The sequence below is a fragment of the Nocardia crassostreae genome, from assembly GCF_001613405.1.
GTDB lineage: Bacteria > Actinomycetota > Actinomycetes > Mycobacteriales > Mycobacteriaceae > Nocardia > Nocardia crassostreae.
Genome location: NZ_BDCH01000001.1, coordinates 93,467 through 114,363, shown reverse-complemented (window position 1 = coordinate 114,363; position 20,897 = coordinate 93,467). Strand labels below are relative to the sequence as shown.

The window sequence follows — 20,897 nt, the reverse complement described above, 5'->3', positions numbered from 1 at the left end:
CGCGTGCGAACAGGCGTCCTGCTCGCGACTGGTCCCGTATCGTTTGCCTCTGTGACAACGCCTTCCGATATTCGAGCGCTCGCTGGTGAACTCTCACTGGCGGTGGTGCGCTTGACGCGACATTTGCGGGGTAGGCGCGCCGATGCCCAGATTTCGCTGACCCAGCTGTCGGCCCTCGCGACGCTCAATCGCGAGGGCGCCATGACGCCGGGCGCCCTGGCCGCCAAGGAGCGCGTGCAGCCCCCGTCCATGACCCGGGTGATCGCGTCGCTGTCGGAAATGGATCTGGTGGAACGCAAACCGCATCCCACCGACGGATGGCAGATCATCGTGTCGCTGTCGGATGCGGGGCGCGCCCTGATCGCCGACGAGACGCATGCGCGCGAAGCCTGGATGACCGAACAGCTCTCGGGCCTGCACCCCGATCAGCTGAAGGTGCTCAACGAGGCGGTCGGCATCATGAAGCACATCGTCGACGAATCGGAATAGGTCAGGCGCCGAAAGCCCGGTCGCTGGAGACGATTTCGCGGCCCAGCGGGAACAGCGACACCGGCACGAGTTTCAGATTGGCCCAGGCGAACGGGATTCCGATAATCGTGATGGCCAGGGCGATACTCGTGAAGATGTGCCCCAGCGCCAGCCACCAGCCCGCCACGATGAACCACACCACATTGCCGAGCATGGACGGCACGCCCGCGCCCGGCTTCTCGACGGCTTCGCGGCCGAAGGGCCACAGCACGAACGAGGCGATCCGGAACGACGCGATGCCCCACGGAATGGTGATGATCAGGATGCAGCAGATCAGCCCGGCGATCACATAGCCGACCGCCATCCAGAATCCGACCAGGACGAGCCAGAGGACGTTCAGTACGAGCTGGATGGGTTTCACGTCTTCCAGGATGCCAGCCGCCGGGGGCGGCTGGCATCAGGGAATACCCTTAATCAGGGAGTTCTCAGAAGAACCAGCCCGGTTCCGGATCACGATCGGCCGCGAACGCCTCGTCGAAGGCGCGCAGCACGGTCGCGTCCTTGGCTTGGATGCGATTGGCCGCGGCGAACACCTGGGCGCGGTGCGCGCCGAAATAGAGACTGCCGAGCACGTCGATGCCGAGCTCCAGATCGGGTGTCGCGGTGGTCGGTTCGCATTCGGCCACGCCGTCGCGCACTCGCAGCGCGAAGGCGCCGCCCGCATTGCGGAACGGATCCGTCACGGCGAGAACGACATCCAGATCGGCGCGGTAGCCGCGCGCGGTGAGGGCCGCGGGCACGTCCATGACGCGGGTCCACATGCCGTCGTAGCGCTCGGTGACCCGCACCAGGCGCGGATCGGTCACCAGATAGGGGAGCGGATCGCTCTCGGTGAGGCTGCCCTCGACCTTGTGACACAGATCCAGGCTGAGCAGCACCCGCCACAGCGCGATGTGCGCCTCGGGCGTGACCGAGCAGAATTCGGCGACCAGGGCGGTGTTCTCGTCGTTCTCCCACTTCCGCCGGTAGAGCACGTAGCCGTCGGGATGGGTGAGCACGAACAGCGCGGACGCGCCGTCGCGGTAGCGCTCCAGATCGGCGAACCAGATCTTCCAGTTCTGTTCGGGGCGGACCTGGGCGCCGGGCACGAGCCGCCGCCAGCGGTCGTACACCGCGCGGAGGTGATCCTGGGCGTCGGCCAGCACCTCGATGCTCACTCCACCGGGATCCGGTGTGCTGGGCCGGAATTCGGCCTTGCGCCGATTGATGCTGACCTCGTTGCGGATGGTCGAGGGCCGTAGCCGAAGCGGCCGTAGATGGTGCCCTCGCTGGCGGTGAACATGGTGATCGGCAGGCCGTCGGCCTCAGCGCGGCGGTGCAGTTCGGTGTAGAGCGCGCGCAGGATGCCCCGGCGGCGATGGGTGGGAGCCACTCCGACCGCGGAAACACCGCAGGCCTGCACGGTATTCAGACCGGGCACGGTGACCGTCATGGTGCGGTCCACGGTGTGTCCAACGATCTTGTCGCCGTCCACGGCGACGATCGCGCGCTCGATCGGGAACAGATCGGCCGAGATTTCCAGGTCGGCGGGGTCGGGTCGGGATCCGAAGCAGGTCGCCAGCAGTTCCCGGATACGGGGCCGGTCGTCCGGGGTGGCAGAGCGCAGGGTGATGGATGCCATTGGCCGACCATCCCATGAATTCGGGGGCGGGCGCATCCGATTTTCCGGTGTGCACGGCACCGAGGATCGGTACCTGCCACCCCCTCCGTGGCAGGTACCGATCCTCACCCCCTCGGGAGCTCCCCTCTCCCTTGACAAGAACTATGTCGGTGAGTGCTGGTGACTTCCTTAAAGATTCCTTGCGATAGCGAAAACAACGGAACCCGCCCTCGGTGAGGACGGGTTCCGTTGTGTGCGAAGCGATCAGCGCAGGGTGATGCCCTCGTAGTTGCGCTCCTCGTAGCCGGTGTAGATCTGGCGCGGGCGGCCGATCTTCAAAGGCTCGCGGTGCATTTCGCGCCAGTGCGCGATCCAGCCGGGCAGGCGGCCCATGGCGAACAGCACGGTGAACATGCGGGTCGGGAAGCCCATGGCGCGGTAGATGACGCCGGTGTAGAAGTCGACGTTCGGGTACAGGCGGCGCTCGATGAAGTAGTCGTCGGTGAGCGCGGCCTCTTCCAGGGCCTTGGCGATATCGAGCAGCTGGTCGTCGCCGCCGATCTTGGCCAGGATCTGGTCGGCGACCTTCTTGACCAGGGTCGCGCGCGGGTCGTAGTTGCGGTAGACGCGGTGCCCGAAGCCCATGAGCTTCACGCCGTCTTCCTTGTTCTTGACCTTGCGGACGAACTCCTTGACGTCACCGCCATTGGCCTTGATGTCGTCCAGCATCTCCAGCACGGCCTGGTTGGCGCCGCCGTGCAGCGGGCCCCACAGCGCGTTGATGCCGCCGGAGACGGAGGTGAACAGGTTGGCGTCGGAGGAGCCCACCAGGCGCACGGTCGAGGTGGAGCAGTTCTGCTCGTGATCGGCGTGCAGGATGAGCAGCATGTCCAGCGCCGCGGCGACCTCGGGGTCGACCTCGTACGGCTCGGCCGGGAAGCCGAAGGTCATGCGCAGGAAGTTCTCGACCAGGCTCAGCGAGTTGTCCGGGTACAGGAACGGCTGGCCGACCGACTTCTTGTAGGCGTAGGCCGCGATGGTGGGCAGCTTGGCCAGTAGTCGGATGGTGGACAGTTCGACCTGCTCCGGATCGCGCGGGTCGAGCGAGTCCTGGTAGTAGGCCGACAGCGCGTTGACCGCGGAGGACAGCACGGGCATCGGGTGCGCATTGCGCGGGAAGCCGTCGAAGAACCGCTTCAGGTCCTCGTGCAGCAGGGTGTGGCGGCGAATGCGGTTGGTGAAATCGTCCAGCTGGGCCTGGGTCGGCAGCTCACCGTAGATGAGCAGGTAGCTGACCTCGATGAAGGTGGACTTCTCGGCCAGCTGCTCGATCGGGTAGCCCCGGTAGCGCAGGATGCCGGCCTCACCGTCGATGTAGGTGATGGCCGACTTGGTCGACGCGGTGTTCATGAACCCGGGGTCGTAGGTCACATACCCGGTGCTGGCCAGCAGCTTGCCCAGGTCGATTCCGTCGTTGCCCTCGACAGCCTTGGCGACGGTCATCGGGTACTCGCCGCCGGGGTATGTCAGTACCGGCTTGGAGTCGTCGACGTTGATGATGTTCTCAGCGGGCACGGAAGGATCCCTCTCAGGCTTGAAACCGTAGGCATCGGACGCGGTGGCTCACGATGCGCTTGCCTTAACGCTAGCCGTTGTCCGGTAGGCCCGACCAACGAGGGTCACCAATAACTACCTCACAGTCACATCGCCGCGAGGTGAGGTGCGGTGCGGTCATGTGTTATTGGCATGATCCGCGATTTGTACCTCCGAATGGGCTCGTGAAACCCGGTATCTGAGGAATGCCGGGAAAATCAGAGCCGCTGCGACCATGCCGATCACCACCAGTACGCCGCCGCCTGCGGCTGCCGCGGCGGTACCCACGGCGGCCGCCGCGAAACCGTGCGCAACATCACCGATGCGGGGTCCGCCCGCGACCACCACGATGAAGACGCCCTGCAGGCGGCCGCGCATGTCGTCGGTGGCGACGGACTGCAGCATGGTGGTCCGCAGGGCGGCGGAGAACATGTCCACCGCGCCGCCGAAGGCCAGGCAGGTGAAGGCGATCCAGAGGGCGACGGTGACGGGCAGCGGCCCGCCCGCCGCGCCGACGGCCAGGCCGAAGCCGACCATGCCCAGCCCCCACAGCACGATCAGTCAGATCACCGCCAGGCCCTGCCGGTGGATGCGGGTCAGCCAACCGGAGAAGATGCCGCCCAGCACCGCGCCCACCGACATGGCGGCGAAGAGAATGCCCAGGGCGGTGCCGCCGTCATCGGAGCCGGGGAAGGTGTCCGAGGCGATCTCGGGGAACAGCGCGCGGGACATGCCGAAGACCATGGCGACGATGTCGACGGCGAAGGAGGCCAGCAGGATTCGCTGGGCGGCCAGATAGGCGAAGCCGTCGAAGACCTCGCGCAGGCCCTCCCGGCGGGATTCGCCGGTGGGTGGGATGGACGGCAGTTTCCAGGTGGCCCAGAGCATGGCCAGCAGCGCGATGGCGTCCAGTAGATACAGCGTGGACAGGCCCGTGACCGGAATCAGCATGCCCGCCGCGACGGGTCCGGCGATGGCGCCGAACTGGAAGACCGTCATGCTCAGCGAGTTGGCGGCGGGCAGCTGCTCAGGGGGTAGCAGGCGGGGGTAGATGGCCGCGCGGGCGGGCTGGTTCACCGCGAAGAACGCCTGCTGAACGGCGAAGAGCGCGAGGATGAGCCATTCGTTGTTCAGGTTCGCGGCGGCCTGGGCCCAGAAGGCCAGCGCGGTGAGACCGGTGCCCGTGCCGGTGATGAGCAGCAGTTTGCGGCGTTCCATGACATCGGCGAGGGCGCTGCCCCACAGACCGAAGACAACGAGCGGCACGAGGCCGAAGAGTCAGGCCAGCCCGACATAGGAAGAGTTGTGGGTGATGTCCCACAACTGCTTCGGCACCGCTACCACCGACAACTGCGCTCCGATGACCGTGACTACGCCGGTGGTCCACAGGCAGCGGTAGTCGGGGTTTCGGAGCGGGGTTATGTCGGCGAGCAGTTTCACTGAGTGCACATTAATGGGATGAATTGTGTTGGAACCAGCCTTTTTCGGCGGTCATCCCATGTATTGGAAGTGATACATGACACTCGAAGGGGTTTGGGGCGAAGCCCCAATGGGGGTCGTGGGGGCTAGCCCCCGCCCACCGGGGGTCCGGGGGCGGAGCCCCTGGGAAAGCACAGCTCAGGGCTGCAAGCGCTCTATCTTCATGGCGGCGATATCGGTATTGCCCGGTTCCAGCAGTACTCGAATCCGGTTGTGCATGCGGCTGCGGCGCCCCTGCCAGAACTCCACGGTCTCCGGTTCGATCAGGAACCCGCCCCAGAACGGCGGCACCGGAATGTCGTCCACCTCGGCGAAGCGCCGCTCGAATTCGTCCATGCGCCGGTCCAGATCCGCGCGCGAGGCAATGGTGCGCGACTGCTCCGAGGCCCAGGCGCCCAGCCGCGAACCGCGCGGGCGGGACTGCCAGTACACGGCCGTGACCTCGGGTGCGACCTGCCGGACCGGCCCTCGCACCGTCACCTGCCGCCCCATCGCGGTCCACACGAAGGTCGCCGACGCATACGGCGTGGCAATCAGCTGGCGCCCCTTGAACGATTCGTAATTCGTGTAAAAAGTCACACCCTCCGATGACAGTCCCTTGCACAGCACCGTGCGCGTGGACGGTCGCGGACCGGAGTCGGTCACCTCCACGGTGGCCAGCACCATGGCATTGGGATCGCGCACCCCCGCGCTCGTCGCGTCCTCGATCCAATTGCGCAGCAACGGCTCCCAGCCACCCGCCAGCCAGCTCTCGTCAAGGTCGGTTTCCAGCCCCGGATGGTTGTCCCCGGCGTCCACGCCGTACTCCACCCGCATGGCCGCGATATCGAGGTCGGAAGTGGCGAATTTCTCCTGGTCGCGCATGGGCCAGACGTTACTCCTGGGTAATCCGCGCGTTAAGGTCTAACTGATCGGCGTGGCCGCCCATCGGATCGGGCGGCCCGATTTGCAAGGAGAGTCACAACATGACTGCCAGCGCTGCGGTTCCCAGCCCTGCCGTCCCCGCCGACTTCGTCAGCGGCCTCGAAGGCGTGGTGGCATTCACCACCGATATCGCCGAACCGGACAAGGACGGCGGCGCGCTGCGCTACCGCGGCGTCGACATCGAGGACCTGGTCGCGAACCGGGTCACCTTCGGTGATGTCTGGGCCCTCCTGGTGGACGGCGAATTCGGCCGTGGTCTACCGCCCGCCGAACCGTTCCCGCTGCCGGTGCACACCGGTGACGTGCGCGTCGACGTGCAGGCCGGGCTGGCCATGCTGGCTCCGATCTGGGGTTATCAGCCGCTGCTGGACATCGACGACGACACCGCCCGGGAGAACCTGGCGCGCGCCTCGGTCATGGCGCTGTCCTATGTGGCGCAGTCGGCGCGCGGCATCTACCAGCCCGCCGTGCCGCAGAAGAAGATCGACGAGTGCACCACCATTACCGAGCGGTTCATGACCCGCTGGAAGGGTGACCCGGATCCGGCGCACATCGAGGCCATCGACGCCTACTGGGTATCGGCCGCCGAGCACGGTATGAACGCCTCCACCTTCACCGCCCGCGTCATCGCCTCCACCGGCGCGGATGTGGCGGCCTCGCTGTCCGGCGCCATCGGCGCCATGTCCGGCCCGCTGCACGGCGGCGCCCCGGCCCGTGTGCTGCCCATGATCGAGGCGGTCGAGAAGTCTGGTGACGCACGGGCCCTGGTCAAGGGCATCCTGGACCGCAAGGAAAAGCTCATGGGCTTCGGCCACCGCGTCTACCAGGCCCAGGATCCGCGCGCCAAGGTGTTGCGCGAGACCGCCAAGCGCCTGAACGCCCCGCGCTACGAGGTCGCCGCCGCGCTGGAGCAGGCCGCGCTGGCCGAACTGCGCGAGCGCCGCCCGGACCGCGCCATCGAGACCAATGTGGAGTTCTGGGCCGCGGTCATTCTCGATTTCGCCGAGGTGCCCGCGCACATGATGCCCGCCATGTTCACCTGTGGCCGCACCGCGGGCTGGTGTGCGCACATCCTGGAGCAGAAGAAGCTGGGCAAGCTGGTGCGCCCGGCCGCCATCTACACCGGTCCGGCCCCGCGCACGCCCGAGACGGTCATCGGCTGGGACAGCGTGATTCGCAAGTAGTGATCGGAAAGCGTGTGGCCCGCAGCGGATTCCGCTGCGGGCCACAGTGCTGTCCAGGCCGACCGATAATGCTGTCCAGGCCGACCGATAATGCTGTCCGGGCCGACCGGCGGGAACGCCCCGCCCCCGCCGGTCAGGCGCGGACGATCAGGCCTTCACCACGATGGATTTGACGATCTTGTCGGCGAAGGTCTGCTTCTTGGCATCCCACAGCGGCCACAGATAACCGATGTAGCAGGGCAGGCCGTCCACGATGTGGGCGAACTTCCGCCCGACGCCCGCTCCGGCGCCCAGGAGCTGACCGTCGGCCTCGCGGATCGTGCGCAGACCGACCACCTTCTTGCCCGGGGTCTGTCCGGTGGTGCCTTCCGTGTAGCCCAGGAAGACGGTGCCGCCGAGGGCGATCGCCCAGCCGAGCAGCAGCAGGATCCAGCCGACGGCGGAGTATCCGCCGCCGGTGCAACCGGCGCTGTAGGAGCTGCTGAAATCGCATTCCAGCGGTTCGGTGCCGACGCTCGCGGCCAGGCCGTACAGGATGCCCGCGGGCAGGCCCACGATCAGGTAGTCGATCAGGAACGAGCCCGCACGCTGACCCCAGCTGGCATAGGGGGCCTGCGGTGCGCCGTACTGCTGTTGCGGTGCGCCGTATCCCGGCTGCTGCGGGGGGTAACCGCCCGGCTGCTGCGGCTGCTGCGGGTAGGGATTGTTCGGGTAGGTCATTCGGGTCCTAGCTGACGTTGGAGCAGACAATGCGGACGTGTTGGGTGACCGCACCGCGCTGCAGTCTGGAGCATTCCGGCTCGTAACGTGAGCCGGACGCCGGATGCCCCGAATTCCGTGGGCCCTCGGCCGGATTCGGGACGGAGGTGGATCGTGGCGCTGGAGATGCGGACTCTCTGCGAACGATGTGAGGTTGCCGAGTTGCCTGCCGACGGGGCGGCACTGATCTGCTCATACGAATGCACATTCTGTGAAACGTGCGGTCGAACAATGGATTACGTCTGCCCGAACTGTGGTGGCGAGCTGGTTGCCCGACCGCGTCGGACGGCCTAATCGCCGTCTTCGAGCGAGGCCGCCCAATCCACCGCGACGGATTCGCCGCGGTCGACTGTGAAGAAGGCGACCTCGAGATGGCGGCCGAGGTCGACCAGTTCCAGTGCGGCCAGCGGCACCGGCTGGACTGTGCGCACGCGCCACGGCGACGGTTCGTCCCAGGTCTGCAGTTCCAGATCGAGGCGCAGGATCGGATCGTCGCGGCCGGTGTAGTCGGCGGCCAGCGGCGCGGCCGCGAGCACGGTGGCGCGGGCGCGGCGGCCGTCGCTGAGGATCTTGGCGATATTGGTGCGGGCGGTCTCGCCCGGCGGCGGGACATAGAGGACCACGCGATCGCGATCGTCCGGATCCACCCGGCAGGCGACCTCGTCGCCGGGCCGCATCCACTCCGCGTCGGCGGCGGTGACGTGCTGGCGGACCCGGGTCTCGTAGGGATGCTGACTCTCCAGCTTGATGCGCACCCAGTATTCGCAGCCCGGATCCGGTTCGGCATCGGTGCCGGAGCTCCTCGTCCCGGCGCGGACGCTGAGGATGGTCGCCGTGCCCTCGGCGCCGTGCATGAGCAGCTCGCGGCGGGCCGCGTCATCGAGCGCGGGACCGCGGCGGGACAGGCCGCGCGAGCCGAACTGCGAGGACAGGCGGGTGAACAGGCCCGGTCGCGGACGGTCTGCCGCGGGGGTACGCCGTTGTGCGCGTCCGGATTTCGCGGGTGCGCCGAATTGCTCGGCGTCGGTGTCAGGTCGCTCGTGCGCGGTCATATCCATGGCCGTACACCGTAATGGCTCTGTGGCCCGCCCCACACCAATACTCGCCGTTTGAACGGCACTCGAATTCACGGGCTTTCCAGTGGCTACCCACTCGCGTGCGCGGATACACCCAACCTCTACCCTTGTCGCCATGACCTCTGCGTTCCCGACCATCCCCGACGATCTCAAGCCCGCCGACGGACGGTTCGGCTGCGGACCCTCCAAGGTGCGTCCCGAACAGCTGCAGTCCCTGGTGGATACCGGCGCTTCCGTGTTCGGCACCTCCCACCGGCAGAAGCCGGTGAAGGATGTGGTGGCCCGCGTGCGCTCCGGTCTGCGCGAATTGTTCGCGCTGCCGGACGGTTACGAGGTCGTCCTCGGCAATGGCGGCACCACCGCGTTCTGGGACGCGGCCGCCTTCGGCCTGATCCGCGAGAAGTCGCTGCACCTGAGCAATGGTGAGTTCTCCTCCAAGTTCGCCTCGGTCGCCAAGGGCAACCCGTTCATCGGCGATCCGATCGTGGTCAAGGCCGAGCCGGGCAGCGCGCCCGAGCCGACCTCGGATCCCTCGGTCGACCTCATCGGCTGGGCGCACAACGAGACCTCCACCGGCGTCGCCATTCCGGTGTCCCGCCCGGCGGGTTCGGAGAATGCGCTCATCGCCATCGACGCCACCTCGGGCGCGGGCGGTCTGCCGGTGAACATGGCCGATGCCGACGTCTACTACTTCGCGCCGCAGAAGTGCTTCGCCTCCGACGGCGGGCTGTGGATCGCGCTCATGAGCCCCAAGGCCCTGGAGCGCGTGGAGGAGATCAAGAATTCGGGTCGCTGGACCCCCGAATTCCTGTCGCTGCCCATCGCGGTGGACAACTCCTCCAAGGATCAGACCTACAACACCCCGGCGCTCGCCACGCTGTTGCTGTTCGCCAACCAGATCGAATGGCTCAATGGCAATGGCGGTCTGGACTGGGCCGTGAAGCGCACCGCCGATTCCTCCTCGCGCCTGTACTCCTGGGCCGAGACCAGCGAATTCGCGACGCCGTTCGTGGCGAACCCGGCGCACCGCTCGCAGGTGGTCGGCACCATCGACTTCATCGATTCGGTGGATGCCGCACAGGTTGCGAAGATCCTGCGCGCCAACGGAATCGTGGACACCGAGCCGTACCGTAAGCTGGGTCGTAACCAGCTCCGCGTCGGCATGTTCCCGGCCATCGATCCCGAGGACGTGTCGCAGCTGACGCGCTGCATCGACTGGGTGGTCGGCCAGATCGGCTGATGCCGAACCACACAAGCTAATGCGGCGCGGGAGTCTGGCGACAGATTTCCGCGCCGCGTGTCTTGCCCCGTGATTCACAGAAGTGCACTACTGTTCCAGAACGTGGGCGGTATTCACCGGGCGGAGACCGACGGTCGCGAGCCTGGCGATATAGCTGTGAGGGACGCAGCGCTGTGCTTGATGCAGTGATAAGGAGGTAACGGTGCGTGAACTTCGAGTAATCGGATTGACACCCGATTCCGCGCATATCGTGTGCATCGATACCGAGTCCGGCCAGAAGTACCGGCTCGCCGCCGATGACAAACTGCGTGCCGCCGCCCGTGGAGACCTTGCCCGATTCGGCCAGATCGAGATCGAAACGGAAGCCACCATGCGTCCTCGCGATATCCAGGCTCGAATCCGTGCCGGTGCGTCGGTGGAGCAGGTCACCGAGGAATCCGGAATGCCCTCCAGCCGGGTGGAGCGCTTCGCGTATCCCGTACTGCTGGAACGGGCCCGGGCCGCGGAGTTGGCGCAGAAGGCGCATCCGGTCCGCAATGACGGCCCGGCGGTGGAGACCCTCATCGACATCGTGTCCGCGGCCTTCGCCGAGCGCGGCCACAATATCGAGGTCGCCGAATGGGACGCCTGGAAGGACGAAAAGGGCTACTGGGTGGCCCAATTGCAGTGGCAGGCCGGGCGCTCGGTGATCGCCGCGCACTGGCGCTACCAGCCGGACGCGCACGGCGGATCGGTGGTCCCGCTGGATGATCCGGCCGGGGATCTCATCGATCCCGATTTCGGCCGGGCCCTGCGCGGGCTGGCGACCATCCTGCCGGATCAGTCCGAGCCCGCGGTGGCGGAACCGCCCGCGCCGCGTGCGCCCGCGCCACGCGAGAAGCGGGCCGAGTACGCCGCGCCCACCCGATCGGCGAATCAGGAAAGCCTGGACGGCTATTTCGAGCAGCGCGCCGCGGTCGGCGACGGCACCGTGCCGGTGCCCACGGCCGCCGCTCCGGCTCCGGCCCCTGCTCCCGCTCCGGCAGCGCCCGCCGCGCCCAAAGCCCCGAATCCGCCCGCGCCCGCCGAGCATTCGGCTCCGGCGCCCGCCCCCGCGGCGCCCGCTGCGGCCGAACCGGCCGCCGCTGCGGCCGAACCGGCCGCCGCTGCCGCCGAACCGGCTCCCGCGCCCGCTCCGGAGAAGCCCGCCGCCAAGCCGAATGCGCAGAAGCCGAATCGCGCCAAGCGCGGCGGCAAGGCCCCCATGCCCTCCTGGGAGGACGTCCTCCTAGGCGTGCGCAGCTCCGGTCACTGAAATTTTCCGGAAGCTAAAAGTTTGCTAGACCGCTGATACTGTTGCGCGCCGGTTGCTGCCGTGCCATTCGGGCGGCTGGGTAGCCGAATCGATGCGGATATCCGTCACTGCCTGGACGTGCGGTTCGATCTTTGACCGTTTCGTCCGAACCTAATTCGCGGCCACGAGTTCGCCGCGCCGAGAACGGGCTCGAGCAACAGCGACATTTCCGGCCGTGGTGGGGGTAGATTTTGTACTGGTGGCGGTGATTGCCGGGGCGATCCGACGCCGAAGCGCAAGAACGGCCGCCGAGAGTTGCTCAAGATTTGCCATCTTGACTACAAGCAATTCGGGAGGTGCCGGACCGTGCCATCCACAGTGTCGTCCATCTGGTACGTCGACGCCCCCGATCCGGTCGCCGTACTGCGCGCGCATCCGGGACCGGATCCCGAAGCGGCCTGGGCCCTGGCGCGGCAACTCAATCCGGACCGCGATGTGGTGCCCGCCGCCTCCGGCACCATGAAGGTGTGGGCCGGGCCCGATCCCGAATCCGTCTATATCGGCTGCTATCCCGGCGTCACCGTGGTCTTCTCCACCCAGGCAGCCCTGCCGCGGCCGACCAAACTGCCCGAGCTGCTGGCGCGTCCGCTCGCCTCCGAGCACACCTTCCTCGTCTCCTACGATCTCTCCCTCGGCTGGGGCGCGTTCGCGCATTGGGAGCGCGGCGAATTCCGGCGGTCCTTCAGCGCGACGCGGGTGAACATTCTCGAGGACGCCGGACTGCCGCTGGTGTGGGAGCGGCCGTACTGGGCGGGGGACCACCCCATCGAACTCGCGCCGGGCGAATTGCCGGATCCCCAGCTGCTGCCGTTCGATCCGCCCGATTTCGCGGATGCCGCCAACGCCATCTGGCTCGGATTCCGGTATCGCGGCGGGGTTTCCGTGGATACCGAACCGCAGGGGCCGCCGCCGGACATCGAGATGACCATGCCCGATGGCGAACCCATCGATGTGGACGCGCCGCCACCGGACCGCTCGCCCCTGCGATCGGAGGAGATCGAAGTGTGCGGTTTCTCGCTGTTCCCCAAGGGCGAGGCGCCGCAACCGGAGGCGCCGCCGGAGACCCAGGTGGAGCACAACGGCAAGCGCGGACTGTTCAGCTGGCTGCGCGGCCGCGACCGGGTCTCCTGAATCCGGCCGGGCCTAACCGAAGATCAGCGCGAACCAGCCCAGCAGGACGCCCGCCGCGAGTCCGGCGATGACCCAGCGGGTCACCGGGGCGAAGCGCCAACGCCAGGCCGTGGGCGTCGCGCCGCCGACCGCGACCAGATTCACCACCACCGCCAGCACCGGATGCACCTCCGCCAGCGCCGCGCCGAAGGCGTAGACCCCGCACGCCGTGAGCGCCGCCACGATCGCCACGGCCATGATCCCGGCCGCCCACGGGGTCGGCTCGGAATACCCGTATCCGTACGGGCCGTCGGGTGGGTGGCTCACTGGATTCGCACTCTCTCGTAGAAGGCCATGGCTGCGGCGGTGGCCACATTAAGCGAATCGGTGCCCGGTGTCATGGGGATGCGGGCGCGAATATCGCTGGCCCGCATGGTCTCCTCGGTCAGGCCCGGGCCCTCCGCGCCGAGCAGCAGCGCCACCTTCTCGCCCGTCATGGCGGCGGCGAGGGTGCCGGACGCGGGGTCCGGGGTGAGCGCTATGATCTGGAAACCATTGTCGCGCAGGATATCCAGGCTACCCGGTAGCGGCGGCAGCTGCGCGAACGGTACCCGCAGCACATGACCCATGGAGACGCGCACGGCCCGCCGGTACAGCGGATCGGAGCAGCGGTCGCCGAACAGGACGGCATCCGCGCCCAGGCCCGCCGCATTGCGGAAGATCGATCCGATGTTCTCGTGATCGTTGACGCCCTCAAGCACCGCCACCGTGCGCGCCCGCGCCAGCGCCTCGTCGACGGTGAGTTCGTGCGGCCGCCGCGCCGCCGCCAGCACGCCCCGGTTGAGATGGAATCCGACGACCTCGGCCATGACCTCGGCGGTGGTCCGGTAATACGGCACGTCCACGTCCGCGAGATCCGCCTCGAGCTGTTCGAACCGCCGCGACACGCCGAGCAGTGCGAACGGAGTGAACCGCGAGGCGAGCATGCGCTGCACCACCACCGTGCCCTCCGCGATGACCAGGCCCTTCCCGCCCGGCAGGTCCGGACGGCGGTCCGCGGAATTGAGGTCGCGGAAATCGGCGATCCTCGGATCGGCGGGGTCGTCGATATCGATCACGTCAGCCACCGCATAAGGTTGTCACGATCCCGAATCCCCTAAAGAAGAGGACAGTCCATGACCAAGCCCGTAGTCGAGTTCCAGGAGGGCCCCGCCCCCACCGAGCTGGCGATCAAGGACCTCGTGGTGGGTGACGGCGCCGAAGCCAAGCCGGGTGACACGGTCGACGTGCACTACGTGGGTGTCGAGTTCGACAGCGGCGAGGAGTTCGATTCGTCCTGGAAGCGTGGCGAGTCCATTACCTTCCCGCTGCGCGGCCTGATCCAGGGCTGGCAGGAGGGCATCCCGGGTATGAAGGTCGGCGGCCGCCGCCAGCTGACGATTCCGCCGCACCTGGCTTACGGTGCGGCCGGTTCGGGTCACCCCCTGTCGGGAAAGACCCTGGTCTTCATCATCGACCTGCTCGACGTCCTCAACTGAGAACGGCATTCGAACGGCTCCGGGCCTGGCGGTCCGGAGCCGTTTGTTGGTCGGTCAGCCGCCGACGACCGTGTTCATGATGGTGCCCGCGCTGGTGGCGGTGGCGCCGCCGACCATGGCGTTGGCGATCATCTTGGGGGACTGGAGGCCGCCGCCGCCCCATTTTTCCCAGGCGAAGCGGCCGCCGCCGTAGGTGATGGCGGCGATGCCCGACATCTGGGTGAACCAGGTGAAGTAGCGGAAGAGCTTCATGAGTTTGTCGGCCATGGGCGGGGTTTCGGCCGTGGGGTTGCCCAACTGGGCCAGGACCGTGCCGTACATGTCGTGCGCGGCCAGCAGCATGCTCACGATCGTTTCCTCTCCGGTGCGGGTCAGGCGTGGAGCAGCGTGAAACGGGCGATCAGAGCAATTAGAGCGATTCGGGCATGAGTTTAGCTTCGCGAACCGCCGATTGTTGCTGATTGTTTGCAGACTTATTTGCGGACGATCTCCACCGGATCGGTCAGCATGGCCGAGATCAGCGACTGCTGCGGCACACTGCGCGCGGGCAGCGAGTTCAGCGCCTGATTGGCCTGATTGCCGAGCGTGGTGGTGACCGCCTGCAGCTGGGTGACCCCGGTGGTGAGCGCCTGCATGGCGGTCAGGAGCTGCGTGCTGCCCTGATCGGCGATCCGCGGAATCTGCTCCGCCAGCTGCGCACCCTGACTCAGTTGCGCGCCCGCTTCGTTCAGCCGGGTGGTGGCATCGCGCAGCAACTGGCTGATGGTGGTGTCGGCGGTGACATCGGTCCCGGTGATCTGGCCGAAGCCGCTGAGCTGCCCGCCCGCCTGATTCGCAATGGTCTGCAGGCTCTGCATCTGCTGGATGATCGAGGCCAGCTGCGGATCACCGGCGAACGGCAGCGCCTGCAACAGCGGCACCACCGTATTGATCCCGGTGCTCAGCGAGGTGGTGGCATCGGTGATCTGCCCGACCGTGAGCCCGGTGGCCTCCAGGGCGTCGGCGAGCTGATTGGCCTGCGCGGTGGCCGCGGCGACCGTGGTGTTCAGCTGGGCGATGGCCGAAGTCATCTGCGCCGCAACGGTTTTGGCCTGCTCCAGAAAGCTCAGCAGCTGACCGGCGCCGCTCTCGAACTGGCCCGCCCCGTCGGCGGCGGACTGCACCCCGGCGCTGAGCAGCTGCGAGGTGAACGCCACCTGCGAGACCTGCCCGCGCGCGGAGTTCATGGCGGCGAAGAAGGAATCCAGTCCGGCCGCACTGATCTGCTTGGTCACCTCGTTCACGGCGTCGTTCACCGTATTGGCATCGGCGCGGTCATGGGTGGTGACGGTGACCTGCGCCTTCCGCGGTTGGTCGGTGGCCAGCGAGGTGACCGAGGTGGACAGATCCTCGGGCAGGGTGATGATGGCGGCGTAATCGGCGGTGCTCGCCTCGTCCACCACGTCCCAGGTGCGAGTCCCGCTGTCCTGCAAGGCTTTCACGACCCGTTCGCCGGTCGGGCCGGTATCGGCGTTGATGAGCGCCACCCCCGTCGGCGCGGGTGCGTGCCGGAGTAGCGCGATCGCGCCCGCGGCGACCGCGGCTGCCAGCAGCAGAACGAACAGGGCCCAGCGGCTACGTTTTCCGAACACCATTCAGACCGTAGAGGTACCGAATGGCCCTAGCTCTGGCGTTTGTCTGAGAGTTCCGTAAATGGTTCGGGCTGCGGCGTGTCGCGGTCCGGCAATTCCAGGATCAATCGGACACCGCCCAGCAGGCCGTCGTCGAAATAGGCACGTCCGCCGTGCAATTGCGCCTGCTGGGCCACCAGCGCCAGCCCCAGCCCGGAGCCGCCCTTGCTGGCCTGGCTGCCACGGAAGAAGCGCGCGAAGACCGCATCGCGCTCGGCGGCCGGAATGCCGCGGCCGTTGTCGTCGACCGAGATGACGATGTACCCGCCGGGCGCCCGGTGCGCGGACAGCAGCGCCTCGGTGGCCCCGCCGTGCCGCGCGGAATTGGCCAGGGCATTGTCGATGGCCAGCCGCAGCCCGGTCGGCAGGCCGCGGGTGGGCAGTTCGGCATCGGTGTCGATGCGCACCTTCAACTCCGGGAAATGCCGCATGGCATCGTGCGCGGCGGCATCGCAGACCTCGGCCACATCGGTTTCCACGTGATCGCGCTCATTGGTGAGGTCACCGGCCGCGAGCCGTTCCAGCGCGGCCAGGGTGGCCTCCACCCGATTCTGGCTGCGCTGCAGGTCGGCCAGGATCTCTATGCGCTGTTCCTCGTTCAGGTCGAGGGTGCGCAGCACCTCCAGATCGGTGCGCATGGCGGTGATCGGGGTGCGCAGTTCGTGCGCGGAGACGGCGGCGAAATCGCGGGCGGTCTCCAGGGCGGCGGCGGTCTCGGCCTGCGCCCGGTCCACCCGTTCCAGCATGGTGTTGACGGCCTCGGCGAGCTTGTCCGCCTCCCGCACCCCGGATCCGGCCACCGGCAGCGGATCGCCCGGATCGCCATTGGGTCCGCGCCGGTCCAGTTGCCGGGTGAGGCTCACGATGGGCCGCACCGCCCGGCCGCCGAACAGCCAGCCCAGCCCGGCCGCCGCCGCCACCGAGGCCAGCGCCGCCCACAGCACCCAGCGGCGCTGCGCGGCGGTGGCCTGCTCCGTGGCGGTCATCGGAAGGCCAAGGGAGACAACGCGTCCCGTCGGCTGATTCTCGGCGGTGGTGAGTACCCGGTAGGTATTGCCCGCCACCGTCACGGTGGCCTTGCCGACCGGCAGCTCGGGCAGCTGCACCGAGGTGCTGGCCAGGGAGCCGTCGGCATTGCGGACGGTGACCGAGAGATCATTGCTGGGCCCCAGCACATTCAGCACGGTCACCGCGATCACGGGCTCGATGAGCACCACCCGGGAGGCCACCGCCAGCTGCTGATCGGCATTGGTGATGTTGTTGCGCTCGATGGCGTAGATGGTGACCCAGCTGAGCACCGCCACAATGATGGTGGCGCCGAGCGCGGCCGCGGCGGCGACGCGTGTCCGTACCGAATACGAACGCCGCCAATTCATTTCAGTGCTCGCAACATTTCGGGGCCCGTATCATTTCGGCGCCCGCAGCACGAAGCCCACGCCGCGGATGGTGTGCAGCAGCCGGGGCGTGCCGTCGGCCTCGAGTTTGCGGCGCAGATAGCCGACGAACACGTCCACCACATTGGTGTCGGCCGCGAAATCGTAGCCCCACACCAATTCCAGCAGCCGCTCCCGGCTCAGCACCACCCCGGCACTGCGCGCCAATGTCGACAGCAATTCGAATTCCCTTTTGGTGAGCTCGATTTCGCGCCCGTGCAGCAGTGCGCGATACCCGGCCACATCCACTTCCAGCGGGCCCACGCTGATGCCGCCGGGAATGGTGGAGGCCGGGACGTCCGAGCGCCGCCGCAGCAGCGCCTTGATGCGCGCCACCAGCTCGGCCAGCACGAACGGCTTCACCAGATAGTCGTCGGCCCCGGATTCCAGTCCGGCGATGCGATCGTCCACCGAACTGCGCGCCGACAGCACGCAGATCGGCACCTCGTTGCCCATGGCCCGCAGCGCGGTGACCACGCCCGCACCGTCCAGCACCGGCATATTCATATCGAGAACGACCGCATCGGGAGACTGCTCGGTCACGGCGCGCAAGGCCGCCACCCCGTCCCGGGCGATGACCACCCGGAAGCCCGAGAGCCGGAGCCCGCGCTCGACCGATGCCAGAACGTCCTCGTCGTCGTCCACGACGAGGACAGTGGGTAGCTCACCGCGTTCGACCACGGGCTCCATTGTCGCAGGCTCTACCTCAGTAGTTGTGGCACGTATCGGCCACCTGCTGGATGGCCGCGGCGATGCCACCGGCGCGCGGGTCGGCCTCGGCCTGGGCGGCGGCGTCCGGGTTGGCGTCGAGGTAGGCCTGGAACTCGGCCTGGCGCTGGGCGACGGGCTGGTCGAACTTGGCCTGCAGTTCGGCCTTCTGGCCCGGGTTCTGGTCGAGGAACTGGGCCAGCGCCGGGGCTTTGTCGTGCAGGGCGGCGTCCACCTGGGCGAAGCTGCACGTCGAATTCAGCAGCGGGGCGACCAGATCCGCCGGGGCCGCCGATGCGGTGGCCGGAGCCAGAGCAATGGCGATGGCGGCGAGGGCGCCGGTCCCGAGGACCGCGCCGACCCGGCGATTACGGACGAAACTCATGTGCATCGACCTTTCCGATTGGCGTGCGCGGTGATCCGCGCCCGCCCGACGGTATGGCACCGGCATGGGGGCCGATGAACGATCTCTGAGAAAACCGTGTGGGCGTCAGTTGGCTGCGGCGGCGTCGCCGGTGGCCGCGGCCGGGTCGATGCGGCGCAGGGGCATGGTGGCGGCCGCGGCGGCATCGGCCGCGGCAATCCGTTCCCGGTCCTCCATCACTGTGACGGCATCGCGGATCTGCTTCTCCAGGGTGGGCAGCATGCCCGCGTCCTCGATGGTGGGCGGCACCTCGAAGGCGTCCCCGGCCGCGATCTGACGCATGGTGCGGCGCAGGATCTTTCCCGACCGGGTCTTGGGCAGCGCCGAGACGGCCACCACGTCGTAGAGGGTGGCGATGGCGCCCACCCGCTCGCGCACCCGCGCGATCACCTCATCGCGCAATTGCGCGGCGTCGATATCGATTCCGGCCTTGAGCACCACATAACCAATGGGGCGCTGGCCCTTCAGCTCGTCCGGAATGCCGATGACCGCGGTCTCGGCCACGGCCGGATGTCCGGCGATGGCGGCCTCGATACCCCCGGCGGAGAGCCGATGCCCGGCCATATTGATCACATCGTCGCTGCGGCCCAGGACGTACAGATAGCCGTCCTCGTCGAAATAACCGGAGTCCCCGGTCAGATAGTGGCCGGGATAAGCGGACAGATAGGAGCGCTCGAACCGCTCGTCGTCGCGCCACAGCGTGGTGAGGGTGCCCGGCGGCAGCGGCAGCCCGATGACGATATTGCCCTCGGTGTGTGGCGGCACGGCGTTGCCCTCGGAATCCAGGACGCGCAGCCGGAATCCCGGCACCGGCACCGAGGCGGAACCGGTCTTGATCGGAAGCTGCTGCAATCCGAGCGGATTGGCGCAGATCGGCCAGCCGGTCTCGGTCTGCCACCAGTGGTCCACCACCGGGCAGTCCGGACGGTCGGCGAGCAGGGTGTCCACCGACCATTCGTAGGTGGCCGGATCCAGGCGCTCACCCGCGCAGAACAGGGCGCGCAGGGTGGACAGATCGTGGCGCTTGGCGGCGGCGGCCTCGGGATCGGCGCGCCGGATGGCCCGCAAAGCGGTTGGTGCGGTGAACATCACGTGCACCTTGTAGTCGTCGATCAGCCGCCAGAAGGTGCCCGCGTCGGGGGTGCCGATCGGCTTGCCCTCATAGAGAACAGTGGTCGCGCCGACCAGTAGAGGGGCGTAGACGATATAGGAGTGCCCGGCGACCCAGCCGATATCGGAGGTCGTCAACATGACTTGCCCGCCCCGCACGTCATAGATATTGCGCATGGACCAGGCCAGCGCCACCGCGTGCCCGCCGTTGTCGCGCACCACGCCCTTGGGCTTCCCGGTGGTTCCCGAGGTGTAGAGGATGTAGAGCGGATCGGTCGCCGCCAGTGAGACCGGTGCGGCCGGTTCGGCATCGCGGGTGGCGTCGTCCCAGTCCAGCCAGCGCGCGACCACCGTTTCCGAGGAGGCGGGCAGGGATTCGGTGGCGGCCTGTTCGGCCGGGAAGCGCAGCGCCGGAAAACCTTCGCGCTGTTTGACCAGAACGGTCCGCGGCGAGGTGGTCTCGGCGATATCGAGGGCCTGCAACACGATCGGCGGATATTCGATCCGGCGGCCGGGTTCAAGCCCCCCTGACGCAGTGATAATCAGCACAGGTTTGGCATCGTCGATGCGGGCGGCCAATTCGTGCGCCGCGAAGCCGCCGAACACCACCGAATGCACCGCGCCGATACGCGCGCAGGCGAGCATGGCGATGACCGCTTCGGGAATCATCGGCATATAGATGACGACGCGATCGCCGGTCCGAACACCAAGGCGCACCATGGATCCGGCAAATCGGGCAACTTCCTCCAGCAACTCGGCATATGTGTACACACGCCTGGCGCCGGTCATAGCGGAGTCGTATATTAGGGCGGGCTGATTCGCGCGACCCCCCTCCTGAGCGATGGATGCGCCGTCGGGGGCTGTGATCTCGCGCACATGCCGATCGAGGGCGTTGTAGGAGGTGTTGAGGCGAGCGTCGGTAAACCAGCGGGCCGTCGGCCGTGCCGCGGCATCCAGAATTTGGGTGGGAGGCACGTCCCAGCTGATGCAATCGGCCGCGTCACGCCAGAACTCCGAAGGATCGACCAGGCTCAGCTGATACGCCGGTCGGTACTCCTGCTTCGCGTTCAACCCCGTGACTCCCTAGCTCCGCACCAGCACGCTTGTGATGGGCATGGATGCCCGCCTCGATAGATCAGCCTGATTGTGGCAGACTTCACGCGACGTCCGGGCGGACGCCGCGACCTT

The 20,897-nt window shown here is 67.6% G+C and carries 20 protein-coding genes and 2 pseudogenes; 7 read left to right on the top strand and 15 right to left on the bottom strand.

The window, feature by feature from the left end; translation table 11 throughout:
- Positions 1–51 precede the first annotated feature (51 nt).
- Positions 52–489 (top strand): MarR family winged helix-turn-helix transcriptional regulator, encoded by a 438-nt coding sequence (locus NC4_RS00510; protein WP_067531035.1) that lies wholly within the window; start codon positions 52–54, stop codon positions 487–489.
- 1 nt (position 490) lies between these two features.
- On the opposite strand, the gene NC4_RS00505 is transcribed toward NC4_RS00510, so the two are convergent.
- The 5 genes and pseudogenes from NC4_RS00505 to pdxH form a co-directional block, all read right to left on the bottom strand.
- On the bottom strand, positions 491–889 hold the full coding sequence (locus tag NC4_RS00505; RefSeq protein WP_067531034.1) for a YccF domain-containing protein: 399 nt from the start codon (positions 887–889) through the stop codon (positions 491–493).
- A gap of 64 nt (positions 890–953) precedes the next feature.
- A pseudogene (locus NC4_RS45030) lies at positions 954–2,149 on the bottom strand (GNAT family N-acetyltransferase).
- A gap of 243 nt (positions 2,150–2,392) precedes the next feature.
- Positions 2,393–3,703 carry a citrate synthase gene (locus tag NC4_RS00495; RefSeq protein WP_084528314.1) on the bottom strand — a complete coding sequence of 437 codons (1,311 nt, stop codon included), beginning with the start codon at positions 3,701–3,703 and terminating at the stop codon, positions 2,393–2,395.
- Positions 3,704–3,859: 156 nt separating this feature from the next.
- A pseudogene (locus NC4_RS00490) lies at positions 3,860–5,161 on the bottom strand (MFS transporter).
- Positions 5,162–5,338: 177 nt separating this feature from the next.
- Complete coding sequence (pdxH, locus tag NC4_RS00485; protein ID WP_067531033.1) at positions 5,339–6,064, bottom strand: pyridoxamine 5'-phosphate oxidase; 726 nt, start codon at positions 6,062–6,064, stop codon at positions 5,339–5,341.
- A gap of 101 nt (positions 6,065–6,165) precedes the next feature.
- Here pdxH and NC4_RS00480 point away from each other — a divergent pair, with 101 nt between their 5' ends.
- On the top strand, positions 6,166–7,308 hold the full coding sequence (locus NC4_RS00480; protein WP_067531032.1) for a citrate synthase 2: 1,143 nt from the start codon (positions 6,166–6,168) through the stop codon (positions 7,306–7,308).
- A 147-nt stretch (positions 7,309–7,455) separates the two neighbouring features.
- On the opposite strand, the gene NC4_RS00475 is transcribed toward NC4_RS00480, so the two are convergent.
- Positions 7,456–8,028, bottom strand: a complete 573-nt coding sequence (locus NC4_RS00475; protein WP_067531031.1) for an RDD family protein — start codon at positions 8,026–8,028, stop codon at positions 7,456–7,458.
- Positions 8,029–8,193: 165 nt separating this feature from the next.
- On the opposite strand from NC4_RS00475, the gene NC4_RS38575 reads away from it, so the two are divergent.
- Positions 8,194–8,361: a DUF1272 domain-containing protein gene (locus tag NC4_RS38575; protein ID WP_084528323.1), complete on the top strand. Its 168-nt coding sequence runs from the start codon at positions 8,194–8,196 to the stop codon at positions 8,359–8,361.
- Here the strand turns inward: NC4_RS38575 and NC4_RS00470 are convergent.
- Complete coding sequence (locus tag NC4_RS00470) at positions 8,358–9,125, bottom strand: hypothetical protein (protein ID WP_245721419.1); 768 nt, start codon at positions 9,123–9,125, stop codon at positions 8,358–8,360. The two genes, NC4_RS38575 and NC4_RS00470, sit on opposite strands and share 4 nt — an antisense overlap.
- Before the next feature lie 133 nt (positions 9,126–9,258).
- Here NC4_RS00470 and serC point away from each other — a divergent pair, with 133 nt between their 5' ends.
- The 3 genes from serC to NC4_RS00455 all read left to right on the top strand — a co-directional run bounded on the left by serC (position 9,259) and on the right by NC4_RS00455 (position 12,847).
- Positions 9,259–10,383 carry a phosphoserine transaminase gene (gene serC / locus NC4_RS00465; protein WP_067531029.1) on the top strand — a complete coding sequence of 375 codons (1,125 nt, stop codon included), beginning with the start codon at positions 9,259–9,261 and terminating at the stop codon, positions 10,381–10,383.
- Between the two features lie 202 nt (positions 10,384–10,585).
- Positions 10,586–11,677, top strand: coding sequence for a septation protein SepH (gene sepH, locus NC4_RS00460; RefSeq protein WP_067531027.1), 1,092 nt, complete (start codon positions 10,586–10,588; stop codon positions 11,675–11,677).
- A gap of 345 nt (positions 11,678–12,022) precedes the next feature.
- The gene (locus NC4_RS00455; protein ID WP_067531025.1) at positions 12,023–12,847 is read left to right on the top strand and encodes a DUF6928 family protein; all 825 of its coding nucleotides are present in this window, start codon (positions 12,023–12,025) and stop codon (positions 12,845–12,847) included.
- Positions 12,848–12,859: 12 nt separating this feature from the next.
- Here the strand turns inward: NC4_RS00455 and NC4_RS00450 are convergent, their stop codons facing one another.
- Both NC4_RS00450 and NC4_RS00445 read right to left on the bottom strand, forming a co-directional pair.
- Positions 12,860–13,153 carry a DUF2537 domain-containing protein gene (locus NC4_RS00450; protein ID WP_281186206.1) on the bottom strand — a complete coding sequence of 98 codons (294 nt, stop codon included), beginning with the start codon at positions 13,151–13,153 and terminating at the stop codon, positions 12,860–12,862.
- A complete protein-coding gene (locus tag NC4_RS00445) occupies positions 13,150–13,953 on the bottom strand; it encodes a TrmH family RNA methyltransferase (RefSeq protein ID WP_067531023.1) in 804 nt (267 codons plus the stop codon). Before NC4_RS00445 ends, NC4_RS00450 begins: the two co-directional genes overlap by 4 nt.
- Positions 13,954–14,001: 48 nt before the next feature.
- On the opposite strand from NC4_RS00445, the gene NC4_RS00440 reads away from it, so the two are divergent.
- Complete coding sequence (locus tag NC4_RS00440) at positions 14,002–14,364, top strand: FKBP-type peptidyl-prolyl cis-trans isomerase (RefSeq protein ID WP_067531019.1); 363 nt, start codon at positions 14,002–14,004, stop codon at positions 14,362–14,364.
- 54 nt (positions 14,365–14,418) lie between these two features.
- On the opposite strand, the gene NC4_RS00435 is transcribed toward NC4_RS00440, so the two are convergent.
- The 6 genes from NC4_RS00435 to NC4_RS00410 all read right to left on the bottom strand — a co-directional run bounded on the left by NC4_RS00435 (position 14,419) and on the right by NC4_RS00410 (position 20,780).
- Positions 14,419–14,706 carry a hypothetical protein gene (locus NC4_RS00435; protein ID WP_174566812.1) on the bottom strand — a complete coding sequence of 96 codons (288 nt, stop codon included), beginning with the start codon at positions 14,704–14,706 and terminating at the stop codon, positions 14,419–14,421.
- 131 nt (positions 14,707–14,837) lie between these two features.
- A complete protein-coding gene (locus tag NC4_RS00430) occupies positions 14,838–15,998 on the bottom strand; it encodes a YhgE/Pip domain-containing protein (protein WP_067531015.1) in 1,161 nt (386 codons plus the stop codon).
- A gap of 26 nt (positions 15,999–16,024) precedes the next feature.
- Entirely contained in the window at positions 16,025–17,410 is a 1,386-nt protein-coding gene (locus tag NC4_RS00425) for a sensor histidine kinase (RefSeq protein ID WP_067531013.1), read from the bottom strand.
- Positions 17,411–17,440: 30 nt separating this feature from the next.
- The gene (locus NC4_RS00420) at positions 17,441–18,157 is read right to left on the bottom strand and encodes a response regulator transcription factor (protein WP_067531011.1); all 717 of its coding nucleotides are present in this window, start codon (positions 18,155–18,157) and stop codon (positions 17,441–17,443) included.
- Between the two features lie 16 nt (positions 18,158–18,173).
- Positions 18,174–18,560: a hemophore-related protein gene (locus NC4_RS00415; RefSeq protein ID WP_067531010.1), complete on the bottom strand. Its 387-nt coding sequence runs from the start codon at positions 18,558–18,560 to the stop codon at positions 18,174–18,176.
- Positions 18,561–18,665: 105 nt separating this feature from the next.
- Complete coding sequence (locus NC4_RS00410) at positions 18,666–20,780, bottom strand: AMP-binding protein (RefSeq protein ID WP_084528313.1); 2,115 nt, start codon at positions 20,778–20,780, stop codon at positions 18,666–18,668.
- Positions 20,781–20,897 lie beyond the last annotated feature (117 nt).

Excerpts from the sequence above, each read along its gene's own strand:
- pdxH (WP_067531033.1), bottom strand. The coding sequence starts at position 6,064 with ATGCGCGACCAGGAGAAATTCGCCACTTCCGACCTCGATATCGCGGCC.
- NC4_RS00480 (WP_067531032.1), top strand. The coding sequence starts at position 6,166 with ATGACTGCCAGCGCTGCGGTTCCCAGCCCTGCCGTCCCCGCCGACTTC.
- NC4_RS00475 (WP_067531031.1), bottom strand. The coding sequence starts at position 8,028 with ATGACCTACCCGAACAATCCCTACCCGCAGCAGCCGCAGCAGCCGGGC.
- NC4_RS38575 (WP_084528323.1), top strand. The coding sequence starts at position 8,194 with ATGCGGACTCTCTGCGAACGATGTGAGGTTGCCGAGTTGCCTGCCGAC.
- NC4_RS00470 (WP_245721419.1), bottom strand. The coding sequence starts at position 9,125 with ATGGATATGACCGCGCACGAGCGACCTGACACCGACGCCGAGCAATTC.
- serC (WP_067531029.1), top strand. The coding sequence starts at position 9,259 with ATGACCTCTGCGTTCCCGACCATCCCCGACGATCTCAAGCCCGCCGAC.
- NC4_RS00440 (WP_067531019.1), top strand. The coding sequence starts at position 14,002 with ATGACCAAGCCCGTAGTCGAGTTCCAGGAGGGCCCCGCCCCCACCGAG.
- NC4_RS00435 (WP_174566812.1), bottom strand. The coding sequence starts at position 14,706 with ATGCTGCTGGCCGCGCACGACATGTACGGCACGGTCCTGGCCCAGTTG.
- NC4_RS00430 (WP_067531015.1), bottom strand. The coding sequence starts at position 15,998 with ATGGTGTTCGGAAAACGTAGCCGCTGGGCCCTGTTCGTTCTGCTGCTG.
- NC4_RS00425 (WP_067531013.1), bottom strand. The coding sequence starts at position 17,410 with ATGAATTGGCGGCGTTCGTATTCGGTACGGACACGCGTCGCCGCCGCG.
- NC4_RS00420 (WP_067531011.1), bottom strand. The coding sequence starts at position 18,157 with ATGGAGCCCGTGGTCGAACGCGGTGAGCTACCCACTGTCCTCGTCGTG.
- NC4_RS00415 (WP_067531010.1), bottom strand. The coding sequence starts at position 18,560 with ATGAGTTTCGTCCGTAATCGCCGGGTCGGCGCGGTCCTCGGGACCGGC.